At 68.9% G+C, this 19,958-nt stretch carries 17 protein-coding genes; 3 read left to right on the top strand and 14 right to left on the bottom strand.

The features are described 5' to 3' along the window. Positions 1-57 precede the first annotated feature (57 nt). Positions 58-1,233 (bottom strand): alpha-hydroxy acid oxidase, encoded by a 1,176-nt coding sequence (locus ACM14_RS06060; RefSeq protein ID WP_034396710.1) that lies wholly within the window; start codon positions 1,231-1,233, stop codon positions 58-60. Between the two features lie 219 nt (positions 1,234-1,452). Here ACM14_RS06060 and ACM14_RS06055 point away from each other — a divergent pair, with 219 nt between their 5' ends. Next, the gene (locus ACM14_RS06055; protein ID WP_013800968.1) at positions 1,453-3,111 is read left to right on the top strand and encodes an L-lactate permease; all 1,659 of its coding nucleotides are present in this window, start codon (positions 1,453-1,455) and stop codon (positions 3,109-3,111) included. 155 nt (positions 3,112-3,266) lie between these two features. Beyond that, the gene (locus tag ACM14_RS06050) at positions 3,267-4,268 is read left to right on the top strand and encodes a helix-turn-helix domain-containing GNAT family N-acetyltransferase (RefSeq protein ID WP_013800967.1); all 1,002 of its coding nucleotides are present in this window, start codon (positions 3,267-3,269) and stop codon (positions 4,266-4,268) included. A 1-nt stretch (position 4,269) separates the two neighbouring features. On the opposite strand, the gene ACM14_RS06045 is transcribed toward ACM14_RS06050, so the two are convergent. Further along, a complete protein-coding gene (locus tag ACM14_RS06045; protein WP_065345634.1) occupies positions 4,270-4,821 on the bottom strand; it encodes a cupin domain-containing protein in 552 nt (183 codons plus the stop codon). Positions 4,822-4,846: 25 nt separating this feature from the next. Next, positions 4,847-5,791 (bottom strand): tripartite tricarboxylate transporter substrate binding protein, encoded by a 945-nt coding sequence (locus ACM14_RS06040; RefSeq protein WP_012207096.1) that lies wholly within the window; start codon positions 5,789-5,791, stop codon positions 4,847-4,849. Between the two features lie 128 nt (positions 5,792-5,919). Here ACM14_RS06040 and ACM14_RS06035 point away from each other — a divergent pair, with 128 nt between their 5' ends. After that, positions 5,920-6,588 carry a TetR/AcrR family transcriptional regulator gene (locus tag ACM14_RS06035; protein ID WP_065345633.1) on the top strand — a complete coding sequence of 223 codons (669 nt, stop codon included), beginning with the start codon at positions 5,920-5,922 and terminating at the stop codon, positions 6,586-6,588. A 17-nt stretch (positions 6,589-6,605) separates the two neighbouring features. Here ACM14_RS06035 and pbpC read toward each other — a convergent pair whose 3' ends face one another. The 11 genes from pbpC to ACM14_RS05980 form a co-directional block, all read right to left on the bottom strand. Then, positions 6,606-8,900 carry a penicillin-binding protein 1C gene (gene pbpC / locus ACM14_RS06030; RefSeq protein WP_254662004.1) on the bottom strand — a complete coding sequence of 765 codons (2,295 nt, stop codon included), beginning with the start codon at positions 8,898-8,900 and terminating at the stop codon, positions 6,606-6,608. A gap of 63 nt (positions 8,901-8,963) precedes the next feature. Then, complete coding sequence (locus tag ACM14_RS06025) at positions 8,964-9,524, bottom strand: HdeD family acid-resistance protein (RefSeq protein WP_012207099.1); 561 nt, start codon at positions 9,522-9,524, stop codon at positions 8,964-8,966. A gap of 94 nt (positions 9,525-9,618) precedes the next feature. Continuing rightward, positions 9,619-10,488 carry an endonuclease/exonuclease/phosphatase family protein gene (locus tag ACM14_RS06020; protein WP_016451137.1) on the bottom strand — a complete coding sequence of 290 codons (870 nt, stop codon included), beginning with the start codon at positions 10,486-10,488 and terminating at the stop codon, positions 9,619-9,621. Next, positions 10,485-10,874 carry a glyoxalase/bleomycin resistance/dioxygenase family protein gene (locus ACM14_RS06015; RefSeq protein ID WP_065345631.1) on the bottom strand — a complete coding sequence of 130 codons (390 nt, stop codon included), beginning with the start codon at positions 10,872-10,874 and terminating at the stop codon, positions 10,485-10,487. The genes ACM14_RS06020 and ACM14_RS06015 overlap by 4 nt, the downstream gene beginning before the upstream one ends. Positions 10,875-10,922: 48 nt before the next feature. After that, positions 10,923-11,771: a carbohydrate ABC transporter permease gene (locus tag ACM14_RS06010; protein ID WP_012207102.1), complete on the bottom strand. Its 849-nt coding sequence runs from the start codon at positions 11,769-11,771 to the stop codon at positions 10,923-10,925. Continuing rightward, a complete protein-coding gene (locus ACM14_RS06005; RefSeq protein ID WP_065345630.1) occupies positions 11,768-12,664 on the bottom strand; it encodes a carbohydrate ABC transporter permease in 897 nt (298 codons plus the stop codon). The genes ACM14_RS06010 and ACM14_RS06005 overlap by 4 nt, the downstream gene beginning before the upstream one ends. A gap of 21 nt (positions 12,665-12,685) precedes the next feature. Beyond that, positions 12,686-13,981: an ABC transporter substrate-binding protein gene (locus ACM14_RS06000; protein WP_065345629.1), complete on the bottom strand. Its 1,296-nt coding sequence runs from the start codon at positions 13,979-13,981 to the stop codon at positions 12,686-12,688. Between the two features lie 100 nt (positions 13,982-14,081). Next, positions 14,082-15,149: an ABC transporter ATP-binding protein gene (locus ACM14_RS05995; RefSeq protein ID WP_065345628.1), complete on the bottom strand. Its 1,068-nt coding sequence runs from the start codon at positions 15,147-15,149 to the stop codon at positions 14,082-14,084. A gap of 103 nt (positions 15,150-15,252) precedes the next feature. Further along, complete coding sequence (locus tag ACM14_RS05990) at positions 15,253-16,653, bottom strand: amidase (protein WP_065345627.1); 1,401 nt, start codon at positions 16,651-16,653, stop codon at positions 15,253-15,255. A 131-nt stretch (positions 16,654-16,784) separates the two neighbouring features. Further along, the gene (locus ACM14_RS05985; RefSeq protein WP_065345626.1) at positions 16,785-17,729 is read right to left on the bottom strand and encodes a helix-turn-helix domain-containing protein; all 945 of its coding nucleotides are present in this window, start codon (positions 17,727-17,729) and stop codon (positions 16,785-16,787) included. A 95-nt stretch (positions 17,730-17,824) separates the two neighbouring features. Continuing rightward, a complete protein-coding gene (locus tag ACM14_RS05980; RefSeq protein WP_065345625.1) occupies positions 17,825-19,906 on the bottom strand; it encodes a BCCT family transporter in 2,082 nt (693 codons plus the stop codon). Between the last annotated feature and the right edge of the window lie 52 nt (positions 19,907-19,958).

The following is a 19,958-nucleotide window of genomic DNA, read 5'->3' as shown; positions in this document are numbered from 1 at the left end:
GCCTGAAAGGAAAAAGGACCGCCTTGGCGGTCCTTTTTTCGTGCGGCTTTTGCCGGTTCAGCGCACGGCGCCCGGATAGGTTCCTGGCAGCAGGATGCTGCGGTCCACGGTATCGATCTGCGTATGGCCGCAGAAGGCCATCGTGGTCTCCAGCTCCTTCTGGATGATCTGCAGTGCACGCGTCACGCCGTCCTGGCCATAGGCGCCCAGGCCGTAGAGGAAGCTGCGGCCAATCATGGTGCCCTGGGCGCCCAGGGCACGCGCCTTGAGCACGTCCTGGCCGCTGCGGATGCCGCCGTCCATCCAGACCTCGATGTCCTTGCCCGCCGCTTCGGCAATGCCGGGCAGCGCCTCGATGGACGAGGGTGCGCCGTCGAGCTGGCGGCCGCCGTGATTGCTGACGATGAGCGCATCGGCGCCGCTGTCGGCCGCCAGTCGCGCGTCCTCGGCGTCCATGACGCCCTTGAGGATGAGCTTGCCGCCCCAGAGCTTCTTGATGCGCTCCACATCGCCCCAGTTCAGGCTGGGGTCGAATTGGCTGGCGGTCCACGACGACAGCGAACTCATGTCGGCCACGCCATCCACATGGCCGACGATGTTGCCGAAGGTGCGGCGCTTGGTGCCCAGCATGCCCAGGCACCAGTGCGGCTTGGTCGCCAGGTTGGCCAGGTTGCGCAGCGTGGGCTTCGGGGGCGTGGACAGGCCGTTCTTGATGTCCTTGTGGCGCTGGCCCAGGATCTGCAGGTCCAGCGTCAGCACCAGGGCCGAGCAGTTGGCGGCACGGGCGCGCTCGATCAGGCGCTCCATGAACCGGCGGTCGCGCATCACATAGAGCTGGAACCAGAACGGATGGCGGGCCGTGTGCTCGGCAATGTCCTCGATGGAGCAGATGCTCATGGTGGACAGCGTGAACGGAATGCCGAAGGCCTGGGCCGCGCGCGCGCCCAGGATCTCGCCATCGGCGTGCTGCATGCCGGTCAGGCCCGTGGGCGCAATGGCCACGGGCATGGCCACCTGCTGGCCGATCATGGTGGTGCGCGTGCTGCGCCCCTCCATGTTCACGGCCACGCGCTGGCGCAGCTTGATCTTCTGGAAGTCGTCCTCGTTGGCGCGGTAGGTGCCCTGGGTGTAGGAGCCCGAGTCGGCATAGTCATAGAACATGCGCGGCACGCGGCGCTGGGCCACGACGCGCAGGTCTTCGATGCAGGTGATTTTGGAAAGGTCGGTGGACACGTTTTCTGGCTTTCTGGAACCCGCATGCCGCGGGACTGCCGAGCATGGTAGTGCGCAGGGCGCGTTCCAGTCACCCGTTCGGGTTTGAAGTGATTTGTGCGCCGATTGAAATTTTCTCTCTCGCAGCCCAACCGAGGGCTAACGCTAGTGTGCCAACCAGCCATGAGAGCGACGATCCGCCCCGCACAACATCCTAAAAACTCTTCAGGAGACGCTCCTATGGTTTGGCAGCAGGTCTACGACCCTCTTTCCAACATGTGGCTGTCCACACTGCTCGCGGCCATCCCGGTCGTGGTCATGCTGGTGGGATTGGGCTTTTTGCACATGAAGGCCCACCTGGCGGCCGGCGCCGGGCTGATTGCGGCGCTGGTGATCGCGGTCTTCGTCTACAACATGCCGGCAGGCATGGCCGGGCGCGCGGCACTGTTCGGCGGCTTCACGGGGCTGCTGCCCATCGGCTGGATCGTTCTGAACATCATCTTCCTGCACCAGCTGACCGAGAAGAACGGCAGCTTCAAGATCCTGCAGGACTCCATTGCCGGCATCACCGAGGACAGGCGCATCCAGCTGCTGCTGATCGCCTTCGCCTTCGGCGCCTTCTTCGAGGGTGCGGCCGGCTTCGGCACGCCCGTGGCCGTGACGGCGGCCATCCTCATCGGCCTGGGCTTTTCGCCGCTGGCCGCCTCGGGCCTGTCGCTGATCGCCAATACCGCGCCCGTGGCCTTCGGCGCGCTGGGCACGCCGGTGATCACGCTGGCCAAGGTGCACGGCTACGACCTGATGGAAGTCACGGCCATGGTCGGCCGCCAGCTGCCGTTCTTCTCGGTGCTGGTGCCGTTCTGGCTGATCTGGGCCTTTGCCGGGCGCAAGGCCATGATGGAGATCTGGCCCATCATTTTGGTGACCGGCGTGTCCTTCGCCATTCCGCAGTACCTGGTGTCCAACTTCATCGGCCCCGAGCTGGTGGACATCATCGCGGCCATCGTCTCCATGGTCTGCACGGTCGGCTTCCTGCGCATGTGGCAGCCCAGGACCATCTGGCGCTCGACCTCGCTCAAGGGCCATGAGAACAGCGGCGGCGAGGCCCAGGCGCCCCGCGCCGTGACCCAGCACCCGCGCGCCGACGTGATCCGCGCCTGGACGCCCTGGGCCATCCTCACGGTCTTCGTCTTCATCTGGGGCCTGCCCTCGGTCAAGGCCGCGCTCAACGGCCTGTTCGCCCCGGCCTTTCCCATGGAAGGCCTGCACAACCTGATCGAGAAGGTGCCGCCCGTCGTGCGCCAGCCCACCAAGGAAGGCGCCATCTACACGCTGAACCTGCTGTCGGCCACGGGCACGGGCATCCTGCTGTCGGCCATCGTGGGCGGCCTGGTCATGAAGTACAACCCCGTGCAGCTGGTCAGCCAGTTCGTGCGCACCATCTGGCTGGTGCGCTATTCGCTCATCACCATCGTGCTGATGCTGGCCCTGGGCACGCTGACGCGCTACTCGGGCACGGACACCACGCTGGGCCTGGCCTTCGCCAATACGGGCGTGTTCTACCCCTTCTTCGGCACCTTGATGGGCTGGCTGGGCGTGGCGCTGACGGGTTCGGACACGGCATCGAACGTGCTGTTCGGTGGCATGCAGAAGGTGGCGGCAGAGCAGCTGGGCCTGTCGCCCAACCTCATGGGCGCGGCCAACAGCTCGGGGGGCGTGATGGGCAAGATGATCGATGCGCAGTCCATCGTCGTCGCCTCCACGGCCACGCGCTGGTTCAACCATGAGGGCGACATCCTGCGCTACGTGTTCTTCCACTCCGTCGCCCTGGCCTGCCTGATGGGCATCTTCGTGACACTGCAGGCCTATGTCTGGCCGTTCCGCCTGATGGTCAATTGAGCCTTGCGCATCTGCGCCAGGCCCCAGCCGCCCGCATGCGCCGGGCGGCTTTTTTACGCCTGGGGTACGCATCGCTGCATCAACAGATGCGCAGCGGCATTTATGGTTGTACCATGCAACCATATTCAAACCCTGCACGGCCCCAAGGAGCACCCATGCCGCAGCACGATCTTTCCCTGGTGGATGGCATCCGCGCCGCCTCGCGCCTGATGGTGCGCGAGCTGGGCTTCATGCAGGCCACGCTGGCGGCCACGGACTATCCGCCCTCGGCCGTGCATGCCATCCTGGAGATCGGCGCGCAGGGGCGCATGGCGGCCTCGCAACTGGCCCTGGTCCTGGGGCTGGAGAAATCCAGCGTCAGTCGCATGGTGCGCAAGCTGGTGGAGGCGGGCGAGCTGAAGGAAGCCGCCGATGGAGAGGATGGCCGCGTCAAGCAGCTGGCCCTGACCGCCAAGGGCCGGCGCACGCTGGCCGCCATCGAGGCCTTCGGGCACCAGCAGGTGACGGCGGCGCTGGACCGCATGCAGGCGCCGCAGCAGCAGGCCGTCGCCCAAGGGCTGGCACTGTACGCCCGGGCGCTGCAGGCGCACCGGCAGGAGGAGCCCCTGCCCCAGCCCGTGCCCACGCAGATACAGGTCCTGCCCGGATACCGGCCCGGCTGCCTGGGCCGCATCGTGGACATGCATGCGCGCTTTTATGCGCGCCACGCAGGCTTTGGCGTCTTCTTCGAAAGCCGCGTGGCCAGCGGCCTGGCCGAGTTCGCGGGCCGGCTGGACAAGCCCTGCAACCAGCTGTGGACGGCGCTGGACGGCGACCGCATCGTGGGCTCCGTAGCCATCGATGGAGAGGACCTGGGCAAGCACCCCGAGGACCGCCAGGCGCATCTGCGCTGGTTCATCCTGGAAGACGGCCTGCGCGGCGCCGGCACGGGGCGCCAGCTGCTGCAGCAGGCCTTGGCGTTCTGCGACCAGCAGGCCTTCGAGGCCACCCAGCTGTGGACCTTCCGGGGCCTGGATGCAGCACGCCGGCTCTACGAATCGTCAGGCTTCACCCTGGCCGAGGAATGGCCGGGCCAGCAATGGGGCGAGACCGTGATCGAGCAGCGCTTCGTGCGGCCACGCCCTGCCGTGGCGGCATGGGCTGGCCAGGCACCCTGAGTCAGGAGCCCTGCTCGCCCGCCACCAGCACGAAGGCAATGCGCGCAGGCCGGCCCGAGCGGTTGGCCCAGGCATGGTTGGTGCCGCGCTGTATGAGCACGTCACCGGCGCGCAGCACGGTTTCCTGGCGGTCCAGGATGGCGACCAGCTCGCCCTCCAGCATCAGCGCGTAGTCCACGGTATCCGTGCGGTGCATGCCCGGATGCTCGCCGGGCTGCACGTTGCGGAGGGCGTCGCCGTACATGCGTGTAAAGGTGGCATGCAGGGCGCGCGCCAGCTCCTGCGGATCGGCAGGTTCGGGCGGAATGTCCAGGATGCGCAGCACCGTGCCATAGGGCGGCGGTGCCACGCCCTGGTGGATGGCAATGGTGTCGGGCGCATTGATCTGCGCGGGTGAGGCATCGGTGCGCCACAGGTTGGTGATGCGGTAGCCGGGGCGTTCCTCGACCAGGCGCACGGCGGGCGAGGCGCCGTCCTCGGCGATGAAGGAGCGGCCCTGTGCGTCGTTGGCCGTGATCACGCGGCGGATGGGGGGCAGGCTGGAATCGGTCATGGATGAAGAGATGGCGGAAAGGAGGTCACTGCGCATGGCGTTCGGCCGCTGCGCCCTGTTTGCGGAATTCGTCGTGGATGCGCCGGTCCCACTGGCGGCGGTCCTGGTGGAACACCACCTGGTCGCCGCGCTGGGCCACCTGCCTGACGGCATCGGACCGCGCGGCGGCGGCGCAGGCAGCGTCCAGCCGGCCCAGCACCGCCTCGGGCACGCCACGCGGCACGAACAGGCCCGCAAACGATTCCTCCTGCACCGCCATGCCCAGTTCCTTGAAGGTGGGGACCTCGGGGAAGGCCGGGTGGCGGCGCTCCGAGGCCACGGCCAGCAGGCGCAGCTTGCCCGCGCGTATCTGGGGCGCAGCCGAGGCCGCGATGCTGCTGACGAAGTCCAGCCGCCCGGCCAGCAATTCCTGTATCGAGCCGGCATCGCCCTTGTAGGGCACATGCACAAGCTTGAGGCCCTGGTCGCGCTCCAGCTGGTCCATGGCCAGGAAGGGCGCCGAGTTCGGTCCCGGCGATCCGTAGCTCAGCGAGCCCTTCTTCGCCGCCGCCACCAGCTCGCCTATCGTCTTGAAAGGGCTGTCTGCGCGCACGCTGACGCCCAGGATGTTCTCCGTCACGCCGCACAGCGGCTGCACGCTGTCGGGCCCCAGCTTCAGGCCCTTGACGTAGTGCGGCTGCACGGTGATGGGGGTCATGGGCGTGAAGGCCAGCGTCAGCCCGTCGGCCGGCGCCTGGGCCAGCACATTCATGCCGATCACGCCCGAGCCCCCGTCGCGCGAGACCACGACCACGCTCTGGCCCAGCTGCTTGCGGAACTCCTCGGCCAACGTACGCGCCATCACGTCGGTGGAGCTGCCCGCCGCCCAGGGGTTGATGAGGGTCAGCGGCCGCGACGGGAACGGCTCCTGCGCGGTGGCCAGGGTGCAGCCCAGCGCCATCAGGGCGCCGAGCCACTTGCGGGTGGTCATGCTGTGTCTCCTTGTCGTTGTGTGATGGCTGCGCATGTTAATTCAGTCAGTCGACTGAATCAATCCATGTCACCACCATGCCATGGTTTGGTGCGGCAAGGGCCTGGCGCTGTCTATGATCCGCAGCCATGACGTCCAGTACCGATGACACCGCGGCCGAGGAACCCCGCGCCCAGGCCCGCGAACGCCTTCTGCAAGCCGCCGAGCAGCTGTTTGCGCGGCATGGCTACGCGGGCACGTCGCTGCGCGCCGTCATGGCGCTGGCCGATGTGGACACGGGCGCCATCCACTACCACTTCCGCAACAAGCTGGGCCTGCTCAAGGCCTTGTTCGAGCAGCGCGTGATGGCCGTCAACGGACAGCGCCATGCGCTGCTGCAAAGGCTGGAGCAGCAGTCGCCGCAGCCCGCCGTGGAGGACATTCTTCGGGCCTTCATCGCCCCTGCGCTGCGCGCCGCCCACAGCGAGGGCGAGGCCGACTTCAACCGCGTCACGGCCCTGTGCTCGGTCGATCCCGACCAGGCAGTCAGGGAGGTGGTGTTTGCCGCCTACGACGAGGCTGCCAAACGCTTTGCGGCCCTGCTGCGCCAGGCTCTGCCGCAGCTGTCGCAGCACGATTTCCAGTGGCGCCTGGAATGCATGTACGGCGCCATGATGTATATCCGCTCCGACAACGGCCGAGTCAGCCGCATGCTGGGCGGCGGCCACCGCGCCGACCCCGTGGAGCATGTGATCGACGAGCTGGTGGCCTTCACTGCGGCGGGCTTCCGTGCGGCGGGCACCCGCGCGGCGCAGTGATCACGACCGGCGCCTGATCAGCGCCCGCCGGCGCGCGAAGCCACCACGCCGGCGCCGCGCACCTCCACCTGCACGCTGTCCAGCACCTGCCCCTTGGCATCGACCAGCTCCAGCCGGTGGCGGCCGGGCCAGGGCATCCAGGCGGCGGCAGCACCCCGGCCGATCTCCTTGGGCGCAGGCTCGGCCGCGCCGGGCGGGGCGGCGCTGACCATGCGCCAGCGCAGGCTGGCGTCCTGCCATTCCTGCGTGGCGGCCGTGCCCGAGGGCCGGGCCGACAGCTGCACGCGCTGGCGGTCTGGCGGAATGTCGGGGTCCAGCGCGAGGATGGTGCCGTTGGCCGGGCGCGCAATGCGCACGGGCGAGGCTGCCGAAGTCCCGCGTGTTGATGCGGATGCGGCAGGCAGGCCGCTGCCTGCCATGGCGAACAGGCTCTGCTGCGTGCCCGCCACGAACCACTCGCTGCGCGCGCTCTCCAGCGGCAGGCCCGAGGCATCGGGGCCGAAGCGCACCGCCTGCTGCAGCACACCCGCCGGCGCCTTGGGCGCGCGGCTGGGTGTGCGGGCATGCAGGAAGCCCATCACGGCGGCCCAGACAGGTGCCGCGCCGCTGGTGCCGCTGACCGAGTGCATGGCCTCGCCGCGCGCATTGCCCACCCACACGCCCACGGTGTAGCGCTGCGACCAGCCCACGGCCCAGTTGTCGCGCATGTCCTTGCTGGTGCCGGTCTTGACGGCTGACCAAAAGCGCGTGGCCAGCACGCTGTCCGTGCCGAAGGTGGGCGCGCGCGCCATGGGATCGGACAGGATGTCGCCCACGATGAAGGCCGCGCGTGCGTCGATGGCCTGCACGGGCGCAGCCGACTTTTGCGCTGCGGACCCCGCGCCCGTGGGCTGCGCCGCCCAGCGCACGGGCGTCAGTTGCCCGCCGTTGGCCAGGGCGCGGTAGGCATTGGTCAGTTGCAGCAGCGGCACCTCGGCGCTGCCCAGCGCCAGGCTGAAGCCGTGGTAGCCGCCGCTTTCGCGCAGGGGCAGGCCCAGGCGCTGCAGTTGCGAGAAGAAGGCATCGGGTGTGACCATGACCAGGGTGCGCACGGCCGGCACGTTGAGCGAGGATGCCAGCGCCGTGCGCGCCGAGACCCAGCCCTTGAAGCGCCGGTCGTAGTTCTGCGGGATGTAGAGCCCGTTCTGCGTGGGAATGTGGGCCGATGAATCCTCGATCAGCGAGGCCGCCGTCAGCCGCCGCTCGGCAATCGCCTGGGCATAGAGAAAGGGCTTGAGCGTGGAGCCGGGCTGGCGCATGGCCGTGACGCCATCCACCTCGGCCGCCTGGCTCAATTCGCCCGACGAGCCCACCCAGGCCAGCACCTCGCCCGTGGCGTTGTCCAGCACGACGATGGCGCCGTCCTCCACGTTGCGGCCCTGCAGCTCGCGCAGTTGCTGCTGCAGGCTTTGCACGGCAAAGCGCTGCACGGGCGCGCTCAGCGTGGAGCGTACGCGGGCCTGGCCTTTGGACTGCGGCTCGGCCAGCAGGCGGCGCGCCAGATGCGGGGCCTGGCCTTCGCTGGCCGCCCATTGCCGGCGCAGCAGCACGCTGGCGGTGAGCAGTTCCATGGCCGTGCAATCGCGCGCCGCCGCATCCTCGGGCGCCAGCGACTGCAGCACGCCGCAGGCGCGCCGGCCCACGCGCTCGGGAGAGGCGTTGGGGGCACGCACCAGGGCGGCGGCAATGGCGGCCTCGCGCGCGTCCAGCCCGTGCGCGGCCTTGCCGAACAGGGTGCGCGACAGCGCATCGATGCCCACGATCTCGCCACGGAAGGGCACCAGGTTCAGGTAGGCCTCCAGGATCTGGTCCTTGCGCCAGCGCCGGTCCAGCACCTGTGCCGAGACGGTCTGGCCCAGTTTCTGCACCACGCTGCGCCCGCCCGGACCCTGGCGCCAGTCGCCGTCGAGCAGGCCCGCCAACTGCATGGTGATGGTGCTGGCGCCTCGCGTGCGCTGGTTCCAGAGGTTGCCCCAGGCGGCGGCGGACACTGCAGTCCAGTCCACGCCGCTGTGTTCGTAGAAGCGCTTGTCCTCGCTGACGACCAGAGCCGTGCGCAGCGCGGGCGAGATGTCGGCCAGGGCCACCCAGTCGCCACGGCGCACGCTGGCGTCGGTGCGCTGGCGCTGCAGCACCTCGCCCTCGCGCGAGAGCAGTTCGGTCTCGGAGGAACGGTGGCCTTCGCGGACCTCGGAAAAGCTGGGCAGCGCCTGGGCGGCACCGGCCGCCGCGAACAGCAGCGCGGCCGCCAGGGCCGCGCGGGGAAGACGCATGAAGGGAGAAGGTCGCCGGGATTCGATCATGGAGCCGGCATTGTCCGCCTTTGCACCAGCGGCTCAGGAAGAATGGCGTATGCCCTTCTTGAGCTTGAAGGACAGCAGCACCATGAGCACGCCGAAGACCACCGCATACGTGGCCAGCACCCAGAGCATGGCCATCATGCCCGCGCCCGGCTGGGCCAGCACGAAGGCGCCGAACAGCACGGACAGCACGCCGCCCAGGATCAGCAGCCACTCGCCCGTGATCTCCTTGCGCAGCCGCACGGCCGCCACGATCTGCAGCAGGCCCGTGACCAGGGCCCAGGCGCCGATGTACAGCGTCATCACCAGCGCCGTGACGCCGGGCGCGACCACGGTGAGCACGCCCACCACCACGCCGGCCAGGCCCCACAGCAGCAGCACCCACCAATGGCGCATCTGGTCGCGCCCCTGGATGGCCGAGTACACGCCCAGCAGGCCATCCACAAAGGTGAAGGCGCCGAAGGTCAGCACCAGCGCCGCCAGCGATACCGCAGGCTGCGCCCAGGTCAGCACGCCGAAGGCGATGGCGACCAGGCCGCGCAGCAGCAGCACCCACCAGGTGCGGTGAAGAATCGTGGACAGCGGATTGGGGCTCATGGATGCTCCTTCAAAACAGTCCCCATGACCTTGGAGCAGGCCCGCCACACTGTCTGTAGGCGAAGGCCGGCTTGGCGGCGGACCCTGACCTGGATCAATCCAGTTGCAGCAGCACGGGCTGGTGGTCGGAGAGCCTTGTGTCGCTGTCCACGGCCCAGCCACGCACATGGCCGCGCAGGCTGTCGCTGACCCAGGCGAAATCGCAGGCGCCGGGCTCGGGACCCCACTGGCGGTCGAACAACCGGAAGGTGGGCGGCTGGGGCTGGTCCGGGTGCAGCACGCTCCAGCTGTTGTGCCACTGGCCGGCGCTCAGGGCGCCCTGCTCGCCGGCCGCCCAGGGGGCGGACAGGCCGGCGTACTCGTCCTCATGCGGCTCGAAGTTGAAGTCGCCGCAGAGCACGGCATGCGGCGTGTGCGGCTTGGTCTGCTGGGGCGAGCCGTCGCTGGCGGGCTGGGGCGGCGCCTCGGCCTGGCCCAGGGCCTCGATCTGCAGGGAACGCAGCGCCAGCGCCTGGGCCATGCGCTGGCGGCGCGAGAAATATTCGAGGTGGGTGCTCATCACCCGCACGGGGCCCAGCGCGGCATCCATCACCGTGGCCGCCGTGCAGCAGCGCGGCATGCTGCGCACGCCGCCATCGTGCGGATACGGCAGGCGGTGGTGGGCCAGTTGCAGCACCGGCAGGCGCGTGGCCACCAGGTTGCCGAAGCGCTGCCGGCCCACGGCCGTGAACTCGTCCACGGCGGCACCGAAGAAGACCTTCCAGCCTTCGGGCAGGGCCTGGCGGATCTGCGCCACCTGGTCGCCGGGCGCGCCCTGCAGGCCGGGATAGTGGATGGCGATTTCCTGCAGGCACAGCACGTCGATATCGGCCATGGACAGCGCATGCGCCACGATGCGCTCCGGGTCCATGCGGCCGTCCAGGCCCAGGCACCATTGGGTGTTCCAGGTGAGGATCTGCATCATGCGGGCAGCGGCTCGCGCAGCTGGAACAGGTTGCCTTCGGGGTCCATGGCGTTGCAGACGCGAAAGCCCGGACCCTGCCAGGACTGCTCCCACAGCTGGCCGCCATGGGCGATGACCAGGGGACGAACGGCCGCGAAGCTGGCCACGGTGGCAAAGAATTTGAGGGCCACGTTCTCGCGCGGCTGGGGTGGCTCGGTGATGGTGATGTGCCGCGCAATCGCCTCGGGAATGGCGTGCAGCACCAGTTGCAGGTCCGGCGACTGCAGCACCATGAGCTCGCTCGTGTGGTGCAGCATGCGCATGGCCAGCACCTCCATGTAGAACAGCGCCAGCCGGTCAGGCTGCTTGGCGTAGATGAACAGACCTGCGGATGCGGGACCGGACATGGTGGACCTCGGGGTGAAAGGCTGGGACAAGGAACTTTAGCACCGCCCTCACTTGATCCCCGCACGCATGAAGCTCTGCACGAACTGGCGCTGGAACAGCACGAAGGCCACCAGCAGCGGGCCCGAGCTCATCAGCGTGGCGGCCGTGATGGTGGCCCATTCCACGCCAGACTCCACGCTGGAGAACACCTGCAGCCCCACCGTGAGCGGGCGCGCCTGCACGCTGTTGGTGATGATCAGCGGCCACAGGAAGTTGTTCCAGTGAAAGCTCACCGACACCAGCGCAAACGCCAGGTACACGGGCCGCGCCAGCGGCACGTAGACGCGCCACAGGATCTGCAGGGTGCTGGCGCCCTCCACCCGCGCGGCCTCGTCCAGTTCCCGGGGAATGCCCAGGAAGGTCTGGCGCAGCAAAAAGATCGCAAAGGCCGATGCGAAGTACGGCAGGCCGATGCCCAGCAGCGTATCGACGGCGCCCAGACGCGACAGGGTCTGGTAGTTCGCCACCAGCAGGATGTCCGGCATGATCATCAGTTGCACCAGCACCAGGGCAAAGGCCAGGCCCTGGCCGCGAAAGCGGTAGCGCGCAAAGGCATAGGCGGCCAGCGTACCCAGCACCAGCTGGGCCGCCAAAATCATGACCACCAGCACGGCCGTGTTCAGGAAATAGCGCGCAAAGGGCGCGGCCTGCCAGGCACGGCGAAAGTTCTCCAGCGTCCAGGGCGCGGCCAGGTCGAAGCGTGCCGAGTATTCGGGCGGATGAAAGGCCGTCCAGAACGCATAGGCCAGCGGCAGTATCCACAGCAGGGCCAGCAGCCAGGCGGCCAGCGTGTCCAGCCAGGTGGCGCCGTACAGCGCGGGCGGCGCATGGCGCGGGGCAATGGGTGCGGCGCTCATTGGTAGTGCACCTTCTTGTCGAGCACGAAGAACTGCAGCAGCGCCACGGCCGCCAGCACAACGACCAGCACCACGGTGATGGCGGCCGCATAGCCCGTGTCCCAGAACTTGAAGCCCACTTCGTACAGGTGATAGAGCAGCAGCGTGGAGGCGTTGTCCGGCCCGCCGCGCGTGAGGATGAAGAGATGGTCCACCAGGCGGAAGGCATTGATCACCGCGTTGACCAGCACGAACAGCGTGGTCGGCATCAGCAGCGGCCACTGCACGCGGCGCAGGAAGTACCAGCGCGAGGCCCCCTCGATGGCCGCCGCCTCCTTGAGGCTGGGGTTGAGCGTCTGCAGCGCGGCCAGGTAGAAGATCATGAAAAATCCCGCCTCCTTCCACACCGCCACCACGGTCACGCAGGCCAGCGCCGTGGACGGATCGCCCAGCCAGTTGTGCGCGGGAAGGCCCAGTGCGCCGCGCAGTTGCTCCAGCAGCCCGTACTGCGGCGTGTAGAAGAACAGCCAGATGTTGGCCACGGCAATCATGGGCAGCACCGTGGGCGTGAAATACGCCATGCGCACGAAGGCGCGGCCGGCCAGCCTCTCGTTGACCCACAGCGCCATGGCCAGCGCCAGCGCCATGGACAGCGGGATCGTGGCCGCCGCAAACCACAGGTTGTTGCGCACGGCCTGCCAGAACACCGGGTCGTCCACCATCACGGCGTAGTTCTCCAGCCCCACCCATGGCCCCGGCTGGCCGCCGCGCGGCGTGGCATGCAGGCTGTCGATCAGCGTGGCCACGGCCGGCCAGTGCGTGAAGGCCACCAGCAGCACCAGCGCCGGCAGCAGCATCAGCCAGGCATGGACGGCCTGGCGGCCGCGGACAAGGGAGGCGGGAGCGGAGCTCATGCGGTCAGCGGCACTGCGCCATCACTTGTAGCGGCGCAGGATGCGGTCTGCTTCCTTTTGCGCATCCTGCAGGGCCTGGGCCGAGGTCTTGCTGCCGTTGAGGGCGGCCTGCACGGCGTCGTTGAGCACCTTGGTCACGCGCTGGTTCTCATGCGTGGAGAACTCGGCCACCGATACCGGCAGCTGGTCGCGCGCCACCAGGGCCTGCGGGAAGTCCTGGCCGTACTTCTTGAGCGCGGGCGTGTCATAGGCGGCGGGCGAGACGGCCACGTAGCCGCTGTCCATGCTCCACTGCGCGGCCAGCGGGGGCTGGGTGACCCACTTCATGAACTGGAAGGCCGCCTCCTGCTGCTCCCGGGGCGCCTTCTTGAACAGGTAGAAGTTGCCGCCGCCCGTGGGCGAGCCCTTGCGCACATTGCCTGCGATCTGGCCCACGCCGAAGTCGAATTTGGCATTGGCACGGATATTGGTCAGGTTGCCCGTGGTGGTGACGATGATGGCCGCCTTCTTTTCCATGAAGTCCTTGGGCGTCGTGCCCCACTCCACCACGCCGGCCGGGTGCACGCCTTCCTTGACCAGGCCCACCCAGAAGTCCAGCGCCTCCACTACCTTGGGGCTGTCCAGCGTGACCTGGGTGCCGGCCTCGTTGGCCAGCAGCACGTCATTGGGCGTGGTCAGCGTCTGCAGCATCCAGTAGGCAAAGCCCGTGGACGGGATCTGGATGCCGTACTGCACGACCTTGCCGCTGGCGTCCTTCTTCGTCAGCCTGTGGGCGGCTTCCTTGAGTTCCTTCCAGTTCTGCGGCGCCTTGTTCGGGTCCAGGCCGGCTTCCTTGAAGGCTTCCTTGTTGTAGTACATGACCACGGTGGAACGCTGGAAGGGCACGCCCCAGGTCTTGCCGCCCGCCTGGCTGTTGGCCATGAAGGCCGGGTAGAAGCCCTTGAGCCAGGCCCGGTCGGCATCGGTCTTCACGAAGTCGTCGATGGGGGCGATGGCGTCCTCGTCGATCAGCGTGAACATGTCGGTGGACAGCAGCACCGAGCTGGCCGGCGGCTTGCCCGACTTGTGGGCCGTCAGCGCCTTGACGATGGTCTCCTGGTAGGTGCCCGCATAGACGGGCGTGATCCGGTACTGCGGATGGGCCTTGTTGAACTCGGCCGCATAGCCGTCGATCACCTTGGTGATGGGGCCGCCCACGGCCACGGGGTAGTAGAACGGCACCTCCAGCGGCGTCTGCGCGCTGGCGGTGTTCAGCAGGCCCGTGGCGGCCAGGGCGGCAGCGGCTGCGAAGGTTCTGAGGAAGGCATGGCGTTGCATGGCGGACTCTCCTGGAAGGTGCTTAGGATGCGAAAGCCGGAACGGCTGAAACGGCTGAAACGGTGAATCGGCGAAGGAATTGGGGGCCGGTGCCTCGGCATCAGGCCGTGCAGCGCCGCCCCTTTTCGTCAAAGAAATGCGTGGCCTCGCGCGCCCAGCGCAGGCCCACGAGCTGGCCCGGCTGCAGGCCGCCGAGCTGGCTGCCAGCGGTGCGCACCATCAGTTGTTCGCTGCCCACGCGGCAGCGCAGCACCAGGTCGGCGCCCAGGTATTCGAGGCTTTCGATGTCGGCAGCCACCACGGGGCCGCTGCCGACATCGCCATGGAGCGACAGGCGCATGTCCTCGGGCCTGACGCCCAGCCAGCGCGCCTGGCCCGGCTGCTGCAGGCCGGCGGGCGCGGCGCTGGCATGGCTGCCCGCGATGTGCAGGCCGTCGAGGCGCGCGATGTTCATGGCCGGCGTGCCGATGAAGCGCGCGGCAAAGGTGGTGGCGGGCCGGCTGTAGATCTCCTGGGGCGCGGCGCACTGCTCCACGCGCCCCTGGCTGAGCAGCACCACCTGGTCGGCCATGCCCATGGCCTCGGCCTGGTCGTGCGTGACATAGACCACGGTCAGGCCCAGGCGCCGCTGCAGCTCGCGCAGCTCGGTGCGCATTTCCTGGCGCAGCTGGGCGTCGAGGTTGGACAGCGGCTCATCCATCAGGCAGACGCGGGCGCGGGCCACCAGGGCACGGCCCAGCGCCACGCGCTGCTGCTGGCCGCCCGACAGCTGGCCGGGCCGGCGCGCCAGCAGCGCGTCCAGGCCCAGCAGCGCGGCGGCCTCGTCGATGCGCCGGCGCGCCTCGGCCGCCGGGACCTTGCGCACGGACAGGCCGAAGCCGATGTTCTGCGCCACCGTCAGGTGCGGGAACAGCGCGTAGTTCTGGAACACCATGGCAATGCCGCGCCGTGCGGGCGGCAGGTGGGTGACGTCCTGGCCATCGATGCGCACACGGCCCGAGGTGGCGCTTTCCAGGCCCGCGATGATGCGCAGCGTGGTGGACTTGCCGCAGCCCGAGGGACCGAGCAGCACGCAAAAGGATCCGGGTTCAATGCGCAGATCCAGCGCCTGCAGTGCCGTGGTGCCGCCCCAGGACTTGGCGACACCTTCCATCTCGATCAAGGACATCGCGCCAGTCTAGGAAGGCTGTGTGACAGGCCCGTGTCGCGCCACCGGACTGGCGGCCCCATGCAGCTCAGGCAGCTCAGGCAGCTCAGGCAGCTCAGGCAGCTCAGGCAGCAGGGTGCTGTCTGTGCCAGTCCGTGGCCTGCTGGAACGCCCAGCCCGCGCGCACCAGCAGGTCTTCGCGGAAGTCGGGGGCCACGAACTGGAAGGCCACGGGCGCGCCCTCAGGAGTGCGTCCTCCGGGCAGCGTGATCGTGGGGCTGCCCGTGAGGTCGAAGGGGCAGGTGTAGCGCAGCATGCCCGAGAACAGCTCGGCATCGGAGCCGAAATGCGCCATGCGTTGCAGCGTGGGGGCCGCAAAGGCCGTGGCGGGAACCAGCAGCAGGTCCACCTGCGCGAAGAGTGCACGCACCCGGCCCGTGAAGTCCGCGCGGCGCAGCAGCAGCCGCTGGTAGTCGGTGGCGGACAGGCCCAGCCCCAGGTCGATCAGCCCGGCGAGCCCGGGGCCATAGGCCTCGCGCCGTGCAGGGAAAGTGGCGCCGTGCGCCACGGCGGTCTCCACCGCGCACAGCGCCGGCCAGTCCTCCACCGCCTGGGTGGCATCGGGAAAGCGGACTTCCTGCACGCTGGCCCCCAGGCGCTGCGCCACCGCCAGGGCCTGCTCCACCGCCTGGCGGGAAGGGGCATCCACGCCGTCCAGTGCCCATTGCCGGTCCATGCCCAGGCGCAGGCCGGAGAATCCGCGCGTCATCATGGCCAGATAGTCGGGCACGCTGAACTGGCTGGCCGTAGGGTCCAGCGGGTCCGCCCCGGCGATGGCCGCGAGCATGGCTGCGGCATCGGCGGCACTGCGCGCCATCGGGCCTATGTGGTCCAGGGACGCGGCCAATTCGAAGGCGCCGTGGCGGCTCACCCTGCCCCAGGTGGGCTTGAGCCCCGTGATGCCGTTGGCGGCCGATGGAAAGCGGATGGAGCCCCCGGTGTCCGTGCCCAGCGATCCGAAGCACAGCCCCGCCGCCGTGGCCACGCCCGAGCCGCTGGACGAGGCCCCGGGCCACAGCTGGGCGCCCCAGGGGTTGACGGGGGCAGTGATCTCGGGATGGTGGTCGGCGAAGGCGCCTTCGGTCTGCTGCAGCTTGCCCAGGATGACGGCACCGGCCTCGCGCAGCCTGCGCACCACGGTGGCATCTTCCGTGGGGCGATGGTCGCGGTGCAGCGTCATTCCATGCGTGGTGGGGACGCCCCGGGTCCACAGCAGGTCCTTGAGCGCCAGCGGCACGCCGTGCAGCGCACCGCGGCGGCGGCCCTGCGCGATCTCGGCGTCGGCGCGGCGGGCGTCCTCCAGCGCCTGCTGCGCCATCACCGTCACGTAGCTGTGCAGCCGCGCATCCACGGCCTCGATGCGCGCCAGCATGTAGCGGGTCACCTCTTCCGAGGAAATGCGGCGGGACTGGATCTCGCGCCCCACCTCCAGCAGTTCGAGATGGTGCAGTTCGCTGTCGTTCATGGCATGTCTCCCGGCGCCCGGCTCCGGGGCGCCACCGTTGTTGCACTGGAAAAGCCGCACGGGACGCACGGCAGGCCCATGCTAGGGAGCCGGCGGCGCCGACGCTTGTTCGTGAGGGTCAGCGACCTTGCTCAGGCGGCCAGCAGGCTGCGGGGCGTGCAGCCGAACGCCTTGCGAAAGGCTCGGCTGAAGTGCGCCGCATCGGAGAACCCATGCGCGAAGGCCGCCTCGGTCACGCTGGAGCAGCGCCCCTGCATCAGGGCCTGGCGGCTGGCCTGCAACCGCAGCTGCCATACCAGGCCCATGGGCGTCTGGTTGTGCCGCGCAAAGGCCCGCGTCACGGTACGCGGCGAGACGTTGTGCTGCTGCGCCAGCCATTGCAGCGACAGCTCGGGCGAACCCAGGTTGTCCTGGATGAACGCCTGGATGCGGCCGTGCAGGTCCCTTTCCGAGCGGGGCTGCACGGCCATTTCCTGCATCTCCAGCGCCAGGGCCAGCACGTCGAGCAGCGCCATGCCGAAGCGCTGCGCCAAGGCATCACCGTGCGGCGCAGGCGGCATGGCGATGGCCTCGCCGAGCATGGCCCGCAGCGGCGCCACGGCCGGGGCATGGCCATGCAGCGCCCGGCCCGCGTGCGAGGGTGCACGGGCAAAGCGATTCAACAATTCGCTGCGCGGAATGCGCATCAGCAGGATATCGCGGGGCGCCACCGAGAATTCGAAAGGCTGCGCAGCGTCATAAAGCACCAGATTGCCCGCGCTCAGCCGGGCCACTTGCCCGCCCTGGCGCACCTCGGCCTGGCCCTGGAGCAGATAGCCCAGCCACAGCTCGTCGCGGGCATGCAGGCGCAGGTGGGCCGCGTTGCGCACCCAGCGGTGGCTGGGTGCCGACATGGCACTGATCTCCAGCAGTCCCAGGGACCGCACGGACAGCGTGGCCCCGAAGCCGCCGGGACCTGCACCATCCCCCTGCGCGCGGTGGCTGTCGGCCGGGATGCAGTGGCGGCAGACCACCTCGTGCCAGTAGTCGAAACGATGGCGTGGCTCCTGCGAATGGGTAGAGTATTCGAGCTGCATGGCAGCGCCCAGTATCCGCAGGCGGCCGCCGGCTGGCACCCCGGTGTTTACCCAAAGGCCCGGGGTGCCGCGACGGCGGCACTGCGCAGCACGGCTCAGCTGTGGCCCGGCGCCCGGTTCAGCAGATGCGTGCGCTGGTCGGCGCTCAGCGACAGGTAGCGCTCGTAGTGGCGCAGGATGTCGGCGATGACTTCCTCGCTGCGCAGGTACTGGATGTCGTGGCCCAGGCGACCGTCCTCGAAGAAGGTGATGGGCTCGTAGACATGGCGCCGCTCCTGCTCGCTGGCCGCCTCGCTCACCAGGAAGGTGGGCACCGTGCGGCGCGTGGCGCGCACGCCGTAGACGAAGTCGCGCAGCGAGGGATCGGGCACGGTCAGGCGCACGGCGCCCTCGCCGTCCAGGTCCTCGGTGACCACGGCCTGCACGCCGCGCCTTTGCATCTCGGCGGCCACCTCGTTCATGGCCGGCAGCACCACGCCGGCCAGGAACCTGCGCACGTCGGCGCGCGAGGGCTGGTGCACGATCTGCTCCAGGCGCTTGCGCCAGTGCTGGCCGCTCCAGAAGCTGGTGGCCGGGGCCAGGTCGGGCGAGAAGTGCGCGCGGTCGGCCTGCAGCCCGCGCCACAGCCCGTAGCACAGGGCCAGCATGATGACGGCCACCGGCAGGGCCGCCACCAGGGTCATGGCCTGCAGCGCCTTGAGGCCGCCGGCCAGCATCAGCACCATGGCCGTCACGCCCAGCACGGCAGCCCAGAACAGCCGCTGCCAGACCGGCGAACGCGCATGGCCGCGCGAGGCGATGTTGTCCACCACGAAGGCCCCGGAGTCCGCCGAGGTGACGAAGAACACCGCGATCAGCACGATGGTGAGCCAGGCCACGGGCTTGAACCAGGGCAGGTACTCGAAGAAGCGGAACAGCAGCGCATCCACGTTCGAGGCCGTCTGCCCCAACGCGCCCATGGCCACGTGGGTGTCTATCCAGATGGCGCTGTTGCCGAAGGCCGTCATCCACAGCAGGTTGAAGGCCGTGGGCACCAGCAGCACGCCGGTCACGAACTGGCGGATGGTGCGCCCGCGCGAGATGCGCGCGATGAACATGCCCACGAAGGGCGACCAGGAGATCCACCAGGCCCAGTAGAGGATGGTCCAGCCGCCGAACCAGCCTTCCTGGCTGGGCGGCTCGTAGGCGAAGGTGCGGAACGACAGCTGGACCAGGCCAGACAGGTAGTTGCCGATGTTCTCGCTCAGCGCCTCGAACAGGAAGACCGTGGGCCCCGCGACGATGACGAAGGCCAGCAGGATGAAGGCCAGCACGAGATTGAACTCGCTCAGGCGGCGCACGCCCTTGTCCAGGCCCGAGACGGCCGACAGCCCGGCCAGGCAGACCACGATGACGATGACCGAGATGCGGAACAGCGCCGTGGAGGTGTCCCATCCCGTCACCGTATGCAGGCCGGCGGCCAGCTGCAGCGCGCCATAGCCCAGCGTGGTGGCGATCCCCGCGATGGTGCCCACCAGCGCGAAGGCATCCACGCTGTGGCCGATGGGGCCGTTGATGCGCTTGCCCAGCAGCGGGTACAGGCCCGAGCGCATGGTCAGCGGCAGGTTGTAGCGAAAGCCGAAGTAGGCCAGCACCAGGCCCATGGTCCCGTAGACGGCCCAGGCATGAAAGCCCCAGTGGAAGAAGGTGGACTGCAGCGCCTCGCGCGCGGCAGCCGGCGTGGAAGGCACGGCCGTGGGCGGCTTGAGGAAATGCTGCAGCGGCTCGCCCACGCCAAAGTACATCAGGCCGATGCCCATGCCGGCGGCGAACAGCATGGCGGTCCAGGAGATGAAGCTGAACTCGGGCTCCGCATCATCGGGACCCAGGCGGATATCACCGAAACGGCTGGACGCGACGAAGATCAGAAAGACCAGGAACAGCGTGACCGAGACGGCATAGAACCAGTCCATGTGCCCCACCACCCAGGCCTGGGCGCTGGAGAACAGCCGGTCGGCGCTGTCGGGCATGAGGCCGCAGTACAGCAGCAGCAGGCCCAGCACCAGCAGGGAAGGAATGACGACGGGGCCGGAGAACGTGATGCGCGGTGCAGGCTCGGCTGGCGATGGCGTGGCCGCCTGCGGTGCATCCGGTGGCGCGGGTGGCGCCGGTCGGGGATCGGTGGTCGTGTCTGGCATATACCCTCTCTCTTGTGATCAATGGTGTGCCCGGGAACCGATTCGCAATGGT

This window comes from Delftia sp. JD2, assembly GCF_001682645.1.
Lineage (GTDB): Bacteria > Pseudomonadota > Gammaproteobacteria > Burkholderiales > Burkholderiaceae_C > Comamonas > Comamonas acidovorans.
Note: the sequence above shows the minus strand (reverse complement) of the source record. Positions and strands in the feature narration are given on the sequence as shown.

What these genes read in the sequence shown, in the direction of transcription:
- ACM14_RS06055 (WP_013800968.1), top strand. Translation starts at nt 1,453, where the DNA reads ATGGTTTGGCAGCAGGTCTACGACCCTCTTTCCAACATGTGGCTGTCC.
- ACM14_RS06050 (WP_013800967.1), top strand. Translation starts at nt 3,267, where the DNA reads ATGCCGCAGCACGATCTTTCCCTGGTGGATGGCATCCGCGCCGCCTCG.
- ACM14_RS06045 (WP_065345634.1), bottom strand. Translation starts at nt 4,821, where the DNA reads ATGACCGATTCCAGCCTGCCCCCCATCCGCCGCGTGATCACGGCCAAC.
- ACM14_RS06040 (WP_012207096.1), bottom strand. Translation starts at nt 5,791, where the DNA reads ATGACCACCCGCAAGTGGCTCGGCGCCCTGATGGCGCTGGGCTGCACC.
- ACM14_RS06035 (WP_065345633.1), top strand. Translation starts at nt 5,920, where the DNA reads ATGACGTCCAGTACCGATGACACCGCGGCCGAGGAACCCCGCGCCCAG.
- pbpC (WP_254662004.1), bottom strand. Translation starts at nt 8,900, where the DNA reads ATGCGTCTTCCCCGCGCGGCCCTGGCGGCCGCGCTGCTGTTCGCGGCG.
- ACM14_RS06025 (WP_012207099.1), bottom strand. Translation starts at nt 9,524, where the DNA reads ATGAGCCCCAATCCGCTGTCCACGATTCTTCACCGCACCTGGTGGGTG.
- ACM14_RS06020 (WP_016451137.1), bottom strand. Translation starts at nt 10,488, where the DNA reads ATGATGCAGATCCTCACCTGGAACACCCAATGGTGCCTGGGCCTGGAC.
- ACM14_RS06015 (WP_065345631.1), bottom strand. Translation starts at nt 10,874, where the DNA reads ATGTCCGGTCCCGCATCCGCAGGTCTGTTCATCTACGCCAAGCAGCCT.
- ACM14_RS06010 (WP_012207102.1), bottom strand. Translation starts at nt 11,771, where the DNA reads ATGAGCGCCGCACCCATTGCCCCGCGCCATGCGCCGCCCGCGCTGTAC.
- ACM14_RS06005 (WP_065345630.1), bottom strand. Translation starts at nt 12,664, where the DNA reads ATGAGCTCCGCTCCCGCCTCCCTTGTCCGCGGCCGCCAGGCCGTCCAT.
- ACM14_RS06000 (WP_065345629.1), bottom strand. Translation starts at nt 13,981, where the DNA reads ATGCAACGCCATGCCTTCCTCAGAACCTTCGCAGCCGCTGCCGCCCTG.
- ACM14_RS05995 (WP_065345628.1), bottom strand. Translation starts at nt 15,149, where the DNA reads ATGTCCTTGATCGAGATGGAAGGTGTCGCCAAGTCCTGGGGCGGCACC.
- ACM14_RS05990 (WP_065345627.1), bottom strand. Translation starts at nt 16,653, where the DNA reads ATGAACGACAGCGAACTGCACCATCTCGAACTGCTGGAGGTGGGGCGC.
- ACM14_RS05985 (WP_065345626.1), bottom strand. Translation starts at nt 17,729, where the DNA reads ATGCAGCTCGAATACTCTACCCATTCGCAGGAGCCACGCCATCGTTTC.
- ACM14_RS05980 (WP_065345625.1), bottom strand. Translation starts at nt 19,906, where the DNA reads ATGCCAGACACGACCACCGATCCCCGACCGGCGCCACCCGCGCCACCG.